Genomic DNA, 11,857 nt, shown 5'->3' on the forward strand with positions numbered 1-11,857 from the left:
CGGAGTGTGTGGTGGCTGAATCTGGTGATAGTTCCCAGGAAAGAGAGTTAGAACCGAGTGAGCGGAGAATATTACGCGCTCGAGAACAAGGCCAACTACCGCAATCAAGGGATATTGCAACCTTTGCACTGCTGACCGTTTTCATTATTTTTTTAATGGCTGCCGGCCCGCTTTTGCTTCAGCAACTCGTGCTGATGACTAAATCCAGTTTTGTTTTTGCCGAGCCCGTTAAGTTACTCGACCATATTCAAGAGTGGTTTAATGGCCCCTTGCTCGTAGTACTCGGTTTGCTGTCATTGGTTTTCTTGCCTGTGTGGTTGGTGGGCATATTGGCACCACTTTCCTTAGTAAATTTCCGCGCTTATTTTGCTCCGAAATTTGATATGGGTAGGCTCGACTTTATCGCCGGCCTTGGCAGAATGGTTTCTTTAAATGCTCTCACCGAGTTAATTAAAAATATCTTAAAGACTGCGCTTGTTTTGGGTATTGGTATTACTTACTTAGTTGGACTGTTTGTCTACATTCGCTCGATTGTTAGTCAAGATTTTGACTCTGCTCTATTGCATACATCCTATTTCATTCTTAATGGATTCATGCTGCTCATGGTCCCGCTATTGCTGATTGCTATAGGGGATGGCTGGATGCAGTGGTTCAACTTCCGCAAGCAAATCCGGATGAGTCCAGAAGAAATGAAGCAGGAGATGAAGGAGTCAGAAGGTTCTCCCGAGATCAAGCAACGTTTACGTCAACGGCAGAGACAGATTGCTTCATCTCGCATGATGGCTGCCATCGAACGCGCAGACGTTGTCTTGGCTAACCCAGAGCATTACTCTGTAGCACTTCGCTACGACATTGAAAAAATGGCTGCACCGATTGTGATTGCAAAAGGCGCCGATCAAATTGCCTTGAGAATTCAGGAGGTGGCACGCGAGCATGATGTGCCTATTGCACAAATTCCACCGCTAGCTCGTTACTTGTACAGTCAGCTAGAAATTGGTGAAGCAATACCCATGTCTTTATTTGAGGCAATTGCCAAAATCTTGGCTTGGGCCTATGAGGTTAAGGAGTCCGGAGGGGTGGAGGGCGAGATGCCTGAAGTCAGCTTTGTACCCGAAGTGCTTAAACCAGGAAAAGCGCTCCTTTAATTCATTACACTCTTGGCAAACGTAGTTCCGACATCTTCTGGGAAGTAGTAAATCAACATCAACTCATTGCGGTTATTTAAGCTACGCCCAATCTGAAAAGCCACTTGCCCACCACCAAAAATATACGTTTTAGATTTACGAATACCGGCAGCAAAGGCGCTCTCCTGGCCTTCTGATGGAGTGTAGTCAAGACCGTATTTGATTGTGAAGCGCTCAATGATAGTGTCAGCTACATCCTTCTTAAAGTAGCCCAATTCTTTTTTCATCAGCACTAGACGGCCAGCTTCGTTATAGATTAGCCAGATCGCCTCTTCTTTGTCGTCTATTTTAATTTTGCAACTAAAGGATAGTTCGTAGGCAGTACAGCCAAACTTATCTTTAGCCTCTTCTCGAGTCGTATTGAATGGGATGGTTGCGTACTCTTCCATGGGAAGTTTCACGACCTTGGTATCAGGAAGCCAAACCTCAGTCTTCACTTGCTCTTCATTTTTTCCGCACGCAGATACAAGAACTGTGAGCGCGCAAATAATCCATAATTTGACTGAAGGTAAGCGCATGGCTATAGCTTTCTAAAAGAAGCGAAGATTAAATAAACACCGTTGGAATTACTATAACCGACTTGATTGCTAGGCATCAAGCATTGGTGTATTTGAATGAACTACCAGTAAGCACTTGGTGGTGCGTACACTAAAACTTTTGCGGGATTTAGGTAGTTTTTGTTCTGATGGATCTCATAGTGCAGGTGAGGGCCTGTTGAGCGACCTGTGGATCCAGATTCAGCAATGAGCTGTCCGCGGGTAATTTTCTGGCCAGCTTGAACGAGAAGTTTGCTGTTGTGGGCATATTTCGAAATGAAGCCTTCACCGTGGGCTATCTCAATAAATTTCCCATAAGCAGGATCTAATCCAGCTTTAAGTACCACGCCATCTCCAGCGGCAACAATCGGTGTGCCAGAAGGCGTTACGAAATCAATTCCGGAATGCTGTGCCAGTTGTTTGGTGAAAGGGTCGACACGAACACCGAAGTTACTGGTCATACCCAATCTTGCATCAATTGGAGGCCCAATCGGTAGGGTGCGCAGCCATTGGTATTGCTTTTCCCACTCAGGCTCAAGTTTGGTAAATATCTCCGCCATTTCAGTAGCTTTGCTGACGGACTCCTCTAAGTTTTCTGCTAGCGACTTGGTTGGCTCAAATTTAAAGCTCAAGGGTTTTAGCGGACCACCTAAGTTCGATGGCTCGACAAATTTATTCTTAACGGTGTAGGGAGTTGAAATAGCTAGGTAGCGGTCTTTAATGGACTTTAATTCATTAAAGTGCATAGACGCTTTAGCTAGTTGATCCTGAATACTTTTTAGTTGCTTGGTGTAACGCTGATCCAAAGCCATCCGCTCCTTAACAGTGACAACGCCACTGACCTCTCTGGCGAAATCAGGATTCACTTCTAAAGCAATATGGATGCCGGTTGAAAAAATCAGAATGCCAAGCAACAAAAATGAGCCGCAAACAATCATCGCCAAACGAACTAAGCGCTCCTTGGTGATATTGATCTGCTTTATGGCCCCAGTAGAGCCTGATACCCAAAATAGTTGCATTTACCTTGTATAAGTATTTGATTTATTTGGACTAAATGTCCAGTGTGTTTAATTTTTGGACTTATAATTCTTCAACGACACCGAATTTTAACCGCAAATACAGGCCTGTGATCACTTTAAAACGCCCTCTGAAGCAGATTCTTAAGCTCAAGTTTTTGATATTTTGCGCCCTTGCTACCGTTGCAGGTCAGGGGGTTGCTGCCATTATTGGTCAAATGCCGGCGCACGGTGATGTTTTGTACATTACCTCGGAGCCATGTACTGCCGAAAATGGGCGGGTAGAGCCTAATTGGTACTTTTCCTATTCGGTGAATTCACTGGGGTCCGTAAGTCGCAGTTGTTACGTGCGTTATAACGACCAAATCTGGATTAAAGGCCCATACGGCTCTGAGTCCACCTTCCCAATGAGTTACTTTGGTAAGCCCCCTACCAGTGATTCTGGCAAGTCTGAGCAGGGATCAGAAGTAAAGCAGTAGATCCCCGGCTTTACTTAAAGCTTAGTTAGATGGGCTAAGTGACTTACAGAAAAACTGATAGAGCACATAGCTCATGGTGTCCGGAATGACCCTGTCCCATGGGGAATCGGAGGTATCCAGCTGTTCGACACTGACCCCCGAGCCGCCTGAACCAGAGTAATAGCCAATATAGAACTGTTTGTAGCTCTCATAGCCAGTTTTACAGAAATACGACATATCTTGAACAATAGACTGGGTGGGGGAGCCATTGGGGGCTGTCAAAGCTTCGCTATAGCTGATGAGCTGCCAGGTGCTAACTTCGCTGGCGGCAGTATTGACAACGGTCTTGGTGTCTTCGTAATAGTAGGCATTGCCGACATTGTCATTCGATATAAAAACCCACTTTCCCCAAGACTGATTAAGTGGATTTAATAAAAAAACCGTTAAGCAAATAAATAATGATTTTCTGAGGATTTCTGGCATTGATGTGTTCGAGTTGGAAATAATGAATTTATTAGCAAATAGTGCATTTTAAAGCCCAAAAACCAGTAATCAACTGATAGAATTGCCTGAATCTTTATTTATGATAATGCGCGCTAAGGAGTGCTAAGTATGGCTGAAGTAAATCAACAGGGTTGTTTATTCGTTGGCGAGGGCGTGGTTCTCAAGGGTAACTTTGAGGTTCCTGATATCGCTTCCATTTCTGGAGTGGTAGAAGGTGAGTTGACTGCCAAACAAATTCTCATTGAAGCAACCGGTGTCGTACATGGAAAACTCTCTGGAGAAACCATTGATATTCGTGGTGAAGCAAATGAGTTTGTCTCCTCAACACGCAGCCTGATTATTCGTTCTACAGGAAAAGCAACCGGATCAATTCATTACTCCGAAATTGAAATTGAAAAAGGTGGCCATTTACATGGCGACCTTCATAATCTAAATCCACATTCCTAATCTTTTTGAGCTAAATCACGATGTCTATTTTTTCTAAAAATTCAACACCCGATAGTAATGAAGACAAAATTGCTGATGAGCAAGTTGAAAGTTATTCGGAAGCTGCTGCTGTTGAAGAGTCGGTAGCGGTTTCAACATCAGCTTATGAAGTTGCGCGTAACGAAGCGCCAAGTCGCCCTGGCATTTCTAAGCCATCCATCATTAGTGAAGGCTTTACTTTTGAAGGTACGATTACTTCAGATGGCGTTCTGAATATTGCCGGTACTGTGCGTGGAAAAATTACTGCAAAGTCCGTGTTGATTGACGCTAGCGGTAAAGTTGATGGCGAGTTAAATTCTGATCAACTGGTGATTAAGGGGCAGTTGAAGGGTGAGGTGAACTGCGAAGATTTGAACGTTGGACCACTCGCGCATGTTGATGGCACGATTAGTTACAAATACATCCATATACAGCGCGGCGGCAAGGTGTCTGGAAAGTTCCTCAAGAACTAGTGATGTGTCATGGCCTTTAAACAAAGTCATGCAATCCGACTGCTGGATCCATCAAGGGAAACTTTTGGATCCATCATCGGCCCCGATTTAGAAATTTTTGGCAAGATTGTTGCAACAAAAAGTTTGCGGATTGATGGCACCATCATTGGTGATGTTGAGACAAAGCATGGCGCCGATGTGTGTATAGCGTTAGGTAAAACAGGTTTAGTGCAAGGCAATATTTTTGGTGTACGTGTGTTGGTTGCGGGGCGCGTAGAGGGTAATGTGCACGCTTCTGAGCGCGTTGAGTTGCATAGCGGCGCTGATGTACATGGCGACATTGTGTATGCCCAAATTGGTATTGAGCATGGCGCTAGATTGAGTGGCAAACTATCCAAGATTGCAGATGTTAAAAATCTGCCTAATATGGATTTAGAAAATCCTTAAATATTAAATAGCGTAAAAAATGAATATGCAAAGTCATGAGGCTATTAAGATACTAGTCACCAACCAAAAGGGTGGCGTAGGCAAAAGCACGATTGCGGCTAATCTAGCTGCTTTTCTCGCGATGCAGCAGGGTATCGAGGTTTCCTTAATTGATTTTGACAGGCAGGCCTCCTCTTCTCGTTGGACAAAGAAGGCGCCGGATGTGGGCATTCGGGTTCACTGCGCTGAGATCAATTACGAAAACTCTGGAATAGCTTTGCTGAGCTCACGAGCTGCAGTCAGAAAATACTCCTCAGGAGTGCAGGTGAGTATTTCTGATCTGACATGGCACCCCACCTTGTCTGATGAGTTCATGTTGGATTTTGATATCGTGCTCGTACCAAGCTCCAGCGCTAAGTTTGAAATGGCTAGTACAGAAATTTTCATTTTGGAATACGCGCAAAAACGTATGGCGCGTTTGGCAGCTAATAAGCAATTTATTTTGGTGACCCCAAGCAAGGTTGATCCTGCTTATGCCTCATCAGGTTCATTTACCAATTTAGATTTTTTAATGAACTGCCATATCACGCCACCAGTTCAACAGACGCCAGACTTAGATGCCTACGTTTATGAGGATTTTCTTTGCGTCTGCCCTGATCAAAAAGTGGCGGAGAACTTTTGTGATTTTGGTAAGTTCATCGCTAAAAAGATTGAAGAGCGTATCGTCATTAAAAAAACACTCTCATTGTCTGGTACATCGGTAAACCGAGAAATCGTCAAGAAGGTCAGCGTCTTGGATGACTACCGAGCTCGTGCGCATGAGTTGGGTATATACGGTGGATATGCAGCAAAACCATCAACTGATACTCCCCAGGCGGCACCTGTTGATGCAAGTCCTGAGGCGGTGAAGGGTAGTCGCTTTATCCCGGCTTTTTTGCGTCGATCCGAATAAGCCTCCGCAACCTTTATTTATATAAGTAAAAAAACGCTATGACCGATCCGAAGCGCAATGATATTTTTGAGGATGCAAATGGTATGAAGGTTGCCGTCAAGCAGCTTTATCCTCCCAATGCTTTAGGGGTCAGCTTCGTTGAATATAAAAACCTCAGCGATTCCAATCTCCGGTTTTTGCCAAAAGAGCAATTTCTTGAGGGCTTTCGTTGGGTAGACAACTTTGGCTCAACAGATACCTTTGTAAAGGTAGTCCTGGAGAAAGAAGCAAAATCGATTGAGGCTGAGGAAGCTGCAAAAGCAGCCGAGGCGACGGGGGAATCAGACTCTCCTGCAGAGGCAACAGAAGCTGCTGAAAAGCCAACTGATGATGGGGTAAGAACTGCTGCACCAACTCGCTCATCTTAACGGGCATAGATAAAATAAGTTTTGCCTTCTGATTTTCATGAGAAGGTTGAAAGCTCTCCAGAGTTACAGAAGGAACGTAGATGTTTGAAGCTTCACAAAAATCCCGATCACTTGAAATCATTCTGAAGCTAAGCGCACTCATCTGCGGCGTACTTTTAATTGCTGCTTCTATCGTATCTGGAAATACTTTTTCCAGTGGATCTAGCCCAAGCCAATTTTTGCAAGATCAATTACAGCTCCTAGTCCAATTGAAATGGTTTATTGGGCTCTTATTCATTGTGTTTGGTGTTTTATATAGTCCGCAAAAAGCGCTCATCCAGTCGATGTATTCTGGCCCTAAAGATATTAGCCATGATGCCTACAAACTGTATTTAGTAAATAAATATGGGATTGAGAAAAATGCAGTTTTAGATCAACTAACCTGCGGTCAAAGATTGTTTCCGAGTGTGGCGGAAGCACTTCTTTTTGCTCACGAGCTAGAGTGCGTTAATGAACGCTCTGTTCGAAATCAACCCTCAGTCGCCATTCATGCGCCAGTGGATTCGCAGCCCAGCATCAGCTCTACGGATTCGATTAATACCAGCATTAACGACATAAGCCGAATTAGTTCTTTCTCTTCTCAGATAGTGACGCCTCCACTTGAGAAGCACCATCGCTTAATTTTTCTTCTCGGTTTGCCATTATTTACAGTTGTTTTGGGTGGCTTGTATTACGCAAATACTCATAGCGTGAAAGAGGAGGTCGTGGTGATTGTTGAATCCACCCCTTCATCCAATACCGATCAAGTAGTGACCAATAGCATCCCAACAAATCCTAGCCCCCCAGCCGAGCAAGCTGCTGAGATAGCTCCAAAATCTACTGTTACCCCGATTAACGAATTGTGGATCGGCACATGGAATGCGCTAGGTAATAAGCAAAAGTTGGCGATTACTGCCTCAAGCTTTAAATATGGCAATGATGACTTCACTTGGGCTGGTGTCCGACCCAAGGGGGTAATTCAGTGCTGTCCTGCTTTCTACGAGGGCTCGACTTCGAAGGCAGAACTATTGGCTCGCATTCAGGAGCCAGCAGCTAACACAGCTGTAAAGGGTGATCAGCAAAAAACCTTGGAGATGGTAAAAGCTCTGAGTGAGGGTAATTTTAAGAAAATTGTTTTGGCCGATCCTTTTTTGCGGAAGTATTTTTTCATCTACGATCAAAATACGATTTACCGCATTAATAGAGACTTGGGCGATAACGCTGAATTAGTGCTTGAGCCGTTTAGAAAGCAAGAATGAGTTCATCGTCTGACCTCAATGCTGTTCCTGTAGTTAAGCTGCAGCCTTTCGAGCAGTTGCGATTACTGAGAGAGCAAACTCACATCAAGACGATTACTAAAGAAATTGTAGGTCGTCAGTGCATTTTCTTTTACAGTAAAAATTGGATTTTTGACTATTCCCTTGATAGCACTGATAAGCAATGGGATATCACCAAACAAGTGTATTTTCGTAATGTCAGAAAGCATAAGGCTTTGGCATTTGCCTTGCCGTACATTGTTATTCAGCTTGCGCTTGCTGACTCTACAAACTATTTAAGGGCGATAGTCACCTATGGTGAGGACATCACCAAAATGGTTGGCTCCATGGATCATTTCATCAAGCGAGAGCCGGGTATTCGAGCCTGGGTAGAGCAGCCAGACTTCAGCTGGCAACCATCTAGTATTGCTGAATTATCTAATCAAATACTTGAGGACAATAACCGGTTCGGTGACATTGAGTTTTATCAATACCATGAGCCATTCCACGCTAAGTTAAATGGGGCCTGGGAAGCGATTCAAGTTTGATTAATTAGACTTGTATTTGCATCCTTGAGCTTGGCGCAGCAACACTATCAGCGGTTCAGAGCTTAGTTATATCCACAGGGATACAGCTCAATCAGCTTTTTTAATAGTATTGGTTCGATTTCCAGAGATTGCCTCTCTGGCTTATTGGTAGTTGTATCTTTGATGCCCAGAGCGATGATTTCTTTGTAGTTCGCTGTGCTGAGCTTTAAAAAAGGTGGCAGGCAGAACAAAGGCGTACTTTTATTCGCTACTAATGCGCTATTTGCAGCATTAAGACCGCTGGCAAGCCCCAGAACATAAGAGTCCACTGTCTGAGTTTTAGATTTGGCCTCAAAGCTCGAAACAGTCATGCTGGAGTGGGCGCTCTGGGACGCTATTAGCATGAGTAGGCAGGGCAAAATTCGGATGATTTTCATGTGGATGAAATTGGCTAGTTTATATTTACTAAATGTAACAGAATCTTATATAAACTAAGGATAATTCTTGGCAAACCCTCTTAGGGTTATGCTCACTTTTGTAAGGTATCTATGGTTGATATTGATTGGGATTATTGGGTCTCTAGACCCTATGTTTATACATGGCAAGCTGCTGCCCTGATTCAGGGAATCAATCCTAAGAAAATAAAATTTCCTGTGAGGGATGCGGCTGGAGAGCTTCACTTCGAGCGAGCTAATTTTGGTGATGCCTATCCCGAATTTAAAGTAAAACTCGATCTCTTGACTGAGCATGCTTGGATTCAGAATTTTTCAGCTCAAAATACCCGGGTTGATTTCAAGCGCTTTCTGTATTGGGCGCATCATGTTCAGAAGTGGCCTATTCCTGCTGGACTCCTATCCTTTGCACAAGGTCTGACTTTAGATGCCTTGGCTGAGCCGGCAGATGAGGGTGATAGTGCGCTCAGAGATAGCGAGCGCAATTCGCTGCATTTAATTTGGGCTCTAAGAGAATTGCTTAAAGAGCATCGGTATGGAAAAACCGACCGAGAGTTAATCTATTTTTTGTCCAAGACTTACTCGAATCAGCCAGCTTTCAAACGCCTTGCTTTAGAGATGAAATTTGCTGAGGCGCAGGCTGCTATTGAAGCGTTGGAGACCTAATTGATTTTTGCAAAAGCATCAATCTTTTGAAAAATCTGTAATTGAATTTAAGTAAAACCATGGTTATCAATAAAAGTACTGTAAAGAAGCTCAATCTCCCGGCATACCTTTTCCATGCCATTCATACCTTTATTTTGAGAAATAAGGGTAGGACTTTTCGCCAAAAAGTATATTCACTTCTCAATCCAACACCTACCTCCGGTGAGCTACATCACATCATTGATCATGTGATTGTGTTATCTGTCTTGCTGTCGGTAGTTTCCATTATTTTAGAAACCGTCCCCTGGATACATGCGCCATTTCGTTGGGAATTCTATTCAATTGAGATTGTCACTGTCATCATTTTTTCTCTAGAGTACATTGGCCGAGTCTATTCTTGTTGTGAGCTAGAGAAGTATCAACGCCCTGTCGTGGGTAGATTGAAGTACATGTTTACGATTGGTGCCTTGATTGATTTGGTGGCGGTACTGCCTTTCTTCATTGGTCTGATATTCCATGAGGCCTTTGATTTACGCTTCCTGCGGGTGTTTAGGCTTTCACGACTCCTGAAGCTAACGCGCTACACCGGTACGCTCAATACGATGTACAAAGCGATTTATCGGGAGCGCCGCGTATTGTTTGCGGCAGCCTTCATGATGATTTTGCTAGTCATCTTGACGGCCAGCTTAGGTTTTGAGTTTGAGCATGCTGCTCAACCTGACAAGTTCGACACCATCCCCGATGCGATGTATTGGGCTGTAATTACTCTGGCAAGCGTAGGGTATGGAGACTTAACGCCCATTACCCCCATGGGCAAAGCAATGACTGTCGTCATTAGCCTCATTGGGATCGGAATCTTTGCTATTCCAGCCGGTTTAATGGCTTCAGCATTTACGGATCAACTCCGGATTGATCGCGAAGCATTTGAAAATGAATTTAGAGACGCCATCGCTAAGGGCAAATTGTCCCCAGGTGATCGCCTTGCATTAGAGGCTGAAGCAGAAAGATTGCATTTATCTTTAGAAGACGTAGATCGAATTACCGATAAGGTAAAAAGTGAGTTGATTAATGCAACTGGCGCTCTCCCTGATGATATGGATCCAGAGATTGTGTTGGAAAAATATCGGCAGCAGGTGAGTCACCTGAAGATATTTTCACTGAGCAAACAGTTTCAAGATATTGAGTTGATGCTGAATGATCCTAATCGCTCAACTGAGTTAGAGCGTCAGATTTGGATTTTGATAAAAAAATCTAATTAGATTGATTGACTCGTAAAAATTGATAGATGGCTTCGTCAACTGGGCTGGGTAAATCAGGTTGACCGGATGCCGTCAGCTCAATGCTGATTTTTCCTCTGAGGGTGATTAGGCCCTTCAGCGTTTCGCGCTTATGAAAATGATCGTGCTCTTGATCAATCTCTTGAATCAGAAATTGGTGCAGGAATGCATGATTGGAAAGATCAAGCTTGAGAGCAAATGCGAGTCGATCGATTTCTTGATTGAGTTGATGGACTACAGTTTCAAACTCATTATCCAGATAGGGCTTATCCATTTGACTCATGTAATTGAAGTAGTTAATTGAAACTATTAACTAGGATTTTCCTGATAGTTATATTGAAAAGAATCTAGGTTTTCATTATATCTAGAGCGCTTAAATGAACCCCGGATTTGGACATATTGACGACTTATTTGCCACTTATAATCCAAGGTAGCTGAAATGCGAGAATGCTCATAGAAGGCCTCTAGATAGGCCTTAGCTTCATATTATGGTTAGGTATAGATAGAAGAATGAATCACATGTTGAGTTTAAGTGGAAAAAAAGGCCTCATTCTTGGGGTGGCAAACGATCAGAGCATCGCTTGGGGTTGTGCACTCATGGCCAAGCAGATGGGTGCTGAAGTGATTGTTACCTGCCAAAATGAAAAGGCAAAGGGATATGTTGAGCCTGTCACCAATGCTGAGAACATTCAGTTAGAAGTTTGTAATGTTGAGGATCCGGGTGCATTAGAGGTTCTAGTTAATAGCGCTGTCAACAAGTTAGGTCATTTAGATTTTGTCATTCACTCTATTGCATGGGCGCCTTTAGAGGATCTTCATGGGCGTGTGATTGATAGTTCTAGTATTGGATTTTCTAGAGCCATGGAAGTTTCCTGCCACTCCTTTGCCACGCTTGCAAAGTTATGTGCTCCCCATATGCCTTCAGGCGGGACTCTATTAACGATGAGTTATTTGGGTGCTGATGAAGCAGTTCCCCATTACGGCCTCATGGGTCCAGTAAAGGCGGCACTAGAATCTTTAGTTCGATACATGGCTGTTGAATTGGGTGATAAAAAAATTCGAGTTCATGCAGTTTCTCCTGGCCCTATATTGACGCGCGCAGCTTCGGGCATCGATCACTTTGATGAGCTCTTGCGCACTGCAGCTAAAAAATCTCCACTAGGAAGACCGGTTCGCCTGGAAGAAATTGCTAGCTTATCCACATTTTTATGCTCAGATGGAGCATCCGGAATGACTGGTCAAACCATCTATGTGGATGGTGGTTGTCATGCTGTCGCTTAAA

The 11,857-nt window shown here is 43.7% G+C and carries 17 protein-coding genes; 12 read left to right on the forward strand and 5 right to left on the reverse strand.

Going from position 1 to position 11,857, the window contains the following annotated elements; all coding sequences use genetic code 11:
* The first annotated feature begins 11 nt into the window (after window positions 1–11).
* Window positions 12–1,145 carry a flagellar biosynthesis protein FlhB gene (locus FD971_RS02515; protein ID WP_215334552.1) on the forward strand — a complete coding sequence of 378 codons (1,134 nt, stop codon included), beginning with the start codon at window positions 12–14 and terminating at the stop codon, window positions 1,143–1,145.
* Here FD971_RS02515 and FD971_RS02520 read toward each other — a convergent pair.
* Window positions 1,142–1,702: a hypothetical protein gene (locus FD971_RS02520; RefSeq protein ID WP_215334553.1), complete on the reverse strand. Its 561-nt coding sequence runs from the start codon at window positions 1,700–1,702 to the stop codon at window positions 1,142–1,144. The genes FD971_RS02515 and FD971_RS02520 overlap by 4 nt on opposite strands.
* Window positions 1,703–1,803: 101 nt before the next feature.
* Window positions 1,804–2,739, reverse strand: coding sequence for a M23 family metallopeptidase (locus tag FD971_RS02525; RefSeq protein ID WP_215334554.1), 936 nt, complete (start codon window positions 2,737–2,739; stop codon window positions 1,804–1,806).
* Between the two features lie 107 nt (window positions 2,740–2,846).
* Between FD971_RS02525 and FD971_RS02530 the strand changes: the two genes are divergently transcribed.
* Entirely contained in the window at window positions 2,847–3,215 is a 369-nt protein-coding gene (locus FD971_RS02530) for a hypothetical protein (protein WP_215334555.1), read from the forward strand.
* 21 nt (window positions 3,216–3,236) lie between these two features.
* On the opposite strand, the gene FD971_RS02535 is transcribed toward FD971_RS02530, so the two are convergent.
* Window positions 3,237–3,677, reverse strand: coding sequence for a surface-adhesin E family protein (locus FD971_RS02535; RefSeq protein ID WP_215334556.1), 441 nt, complete (start codon window positions 3,675–3,677; stop codon window positions 3,237–3,239).
* 129 nt (window positions 3,678–3,806) lie between these two features.
* On the opposite strand from FD971_RS02535, the gene FD971_RS02540 reads away from it, so the two are divergent.
* From FD971_RS02540 to FD971_RS02570, 7 genes are all read left to right on the forward strand, one after another.
* Window positions 3,807–4,145 carry a polymer-forming cytoskeletal protein gene (locus FD971_RS02540; RefSeq protein WP_215334557.1) on the forward strand — a complete coding sequence of 113 codons (339 nt, stop codon included), beginning with the start codon at window positions 3,807–3,809 and terminating at the stop codon, window positions 4,143–4,145.
* Between the two features lie 20 nt (window positions 4,146–4,165).
* A complete protein-coding gene (locus FD971_RS02545) occupies window positions 4,166–4,636 on the forward strand; it encodes a polymer-forming cytoskeletal protein (protein WP_215334558.1) in 471 nt (156 codons plus the stop codon).
* Between the two features lie 9 nt (window positions 4,637–4,645).
* On the forward strand, window positions 4,646–5,062 hold the full coding sequence (locus FD971_RS02550) for a polymer-forming cytoskeletal protein (RefSeq protein WP_215334559.1): 417 nt from the start codon (window positions 4,646–4,648) through the stop codon (window positions 5,060–5,062).
* Between the two features lie 19 nt (window positions 5,063–5,081).
* Window positions 5,082–5,993 (forward strand): ParA family protein, encoded by a 912-nt coding sequence (locus FD971_RS02555; protein WP_215334560.1) that lies wholly within the window; start codon window positions 5,082–5,084, stop codon window positions 5,991–5,993.
* Between the two features lie 38 nt (window positions 5,994–6,031).
* A complete protein-coding gene (locus FD971_RS02560; RefSeq protein ID WP_215334561.1) occupies window positions 6,032–6,400 on the forward strand; it encodes a hypothetical protein in 369 nt (122 codons plus the stop codon).
* 80 nt (window positions 6,401–6,480) lie between these two features.
* Window positions 6,481–7,677 carry a hypothetical protein gene (locus FD971_RS02565; RefSeq protein ID WP_215334562.1) on the forward strand — a complete coding sequence of 399 codons (1,197 nt, stop codon included), beginning with the start codon at window positions 6,481–6,483 and terminating at the stop codon, window positions 7,675–7,677.
* Window positions 7,674–8,222, forward strand: coding sequence for a hypothetical protein (locus FD971_RS02570; RefSeq protein WP_215334563.1), 549 nt, complete (start codon window positions 7,674–7,676; stop codon window positions 8,220–8,222). The genes FD971_RS02565 and FD971_RS02570 overlap by 4 nt, the downstream gene beginning before the upstream one ends.
* 62 nt (window positions 8,223–8,284) lie before the next feature.
* On the opposite strand, the gene FD971_RS02575 is transcribed toward FD971_RS02570, so the two are convergent.
* Entirely contained in the window at window positions 8,285–8,572 is a 288-nt protein-coding gene (locus tag FD971_RS02575; RefSeq protein ID WP_215334564.1) for a hypothetical protein, read from the reverse strand.
* A gap of 177 nt (window positions 8,573–8,749) precedes the next feature.
* Here FD971_RS02575 and FD971_RS02580 point away from each other — a divergent pair, with 177 nt between their 5' ends.
* Window positions 8,750–9,319: a hypothetical protein gene (locus FD971_RS02580; protein ID WP_215334565.1), complete on the forward strand. Its 570-nt coding sequence runs from the start codon at window positions 8,750–8,752 to the stop codon at window positions 9,317–9,319.
* A 59-nt stretch (window positions 9,320–9,378) separates the two neighbouring features.
* Window positions 9,379–10,557, forward strand: a complete 1,179-nt coding sequence (locus tag FD971_RS02585) for an ion transporter (protein ID WP_215334566.1) — start codon at window positions 9,379–9,381, stop codon at window positions 10,555–10,557.
* Here FD971_RS02585 and FD971_RS02590 read toward each other — a convergent pair.
* Window positions 10,550–10,858 carry a hypothetical protein gene (locus FD971_RS02590; protein WP_215334567.1) on the reverse strand — a complete coding sequence of 103 codons (309 nt, stop codon included), beginning with the start codon at window positions 10,856–10,858 and terminating at the stop codon, window positions 10,550–10,552. The genes FD971_RS02585 and FD971_RS02590 overlap by 8 nt on opposite strands.
* A 239-nt stretch (window positions 10,859–11,097) precedes the next feature.
* Here FD971_RS02590 and fabI point away from each other — a divergent pair, with 239 nt between their 5' ends.
* On the forward strand, window positions 11,098–11,856 hold the full coding sequence (fabI, locus tag FD971_RS02595; protein ID WP_215335121.1) for an enoyl-ACP reductase FabI: 759 nt from the start codon (window positions 11,098–11,100) through the stop codon (window positions 11,854–11,856).
* Window position 11,857: the final 1 nt, after the last annotated feature.

The sequence above is a fragment of the Polynucleobacter sp. AP-Ainpum-60-G11 genome, from assembly GCF_018688375.1.
In the GTDB taxonomy this organism is placed as follows: domain Bacteria; phylum Pseudomonadota; class Gammaproteobacteria; order Burkholderiales; family Burkholderiaceae; genus Polynucleobacter.

Excerpts from the sequence above, each read along its gene's own strand:
- FD971_RS02545 (WP_215334558.1), top strand. The coding sequence starts at position 4,166 with ATGTCTATTTTTTCTAAAAATTCAACACCCGATAGTAATGAAGACAAA.
- FD971_RS02590 (WP_215334567.1), bottom strand. The coding sequence starts at position 10,858 with ATGAGTCAAATGGATAAGCCCTATCTGGATAATGAGTTTGAAACTGTA.
- FD971_RS02560 (WP_215334561.1), top strand. The coding sequence starts at position 6,032 with ATGACCGATCCGAAGCGCAATGATATTTTTGAGGATGCAAATGGTATG.
- FD971_RS02535 (WP_215334556.1), bottom strand. The coding sequence starts at position 3,677 with ATGCCAGAAATCCTCAGAAAATCATTATTTATTTGCTTAACGGTTTTT.
- FD971_RS02585 (WP_215334566.1), top strand. The coding sequence starts at position 9,379 with ATGGTTATCAATAAAAGTACTGTAAAGAAGCTCAATCTCCCGGCATAC.
- FD971_RS02570 (WP_215334563.1), top strand. The coding sequence starts at position 7,674 with ATGAGTTCATCGTCTGACCTCAATGCTGTTCCTGTAGTTAAGCTGCAG.
- FD971_RS02540 (WP_215334557.1), top strand. The coding sequence starts at position 3,807 with ATGGCTGAAGTAAATCAACAGGGTTGTTTATTCGTTGGCGAGGGCGTG.
- FD971_RS02575 (WP_215334564.1), bottom strand. The coding sequence starts at position 8,572 with ATGACTGTTTCGAGCTTTGAGGCCAAATCTAAAACTCAGACAGTGGAC.
- FD971_RS02580 (WP_215334565.1), top strand. The coding sequence starts at position 8,750 with ATGGTTGATATTGATTGGGATTATTGGGTCTCTAGACCCTATGTTTAT.
- FD971_RS02555 (WP_215334560.1), top strand. The coding sequence starts at position 5,082 with ATGAATATGCAAAGTCATGAGGCTATTAAGATACTAGTCACCAACCAA.
- FD971_RS02550 (WP_215334559.1), top strand. The coding sequence starts at position 4,646 with ATGGCCTTTAAACAAAGTCATGCAATCCGACTGCTGGATCCATCAAGG.
- FD971_RS02525 (WP_215334554.1), bottom strand. The coding sequence starts at position 2,739 with ATGCAACTATTTTGGGTATCAGGCTCTACTGGGGCCATAAAGCAGATC.
- FD971_RS02565 (WP_215334562.1), top strand. The coding sequence starts at position 6,481 with ATGTTTGAAGCTTCACAAAAATCCCGATCACTTGAAATCATTCTGAAG.
- FD971_RS02520 (WP_215334553.1), bottom strand. The coding sequence starts at position 1,702 with ATGCGCTTACCTTCAGTCAAATTATGGATTATTTGCGCGCTCACAGTT.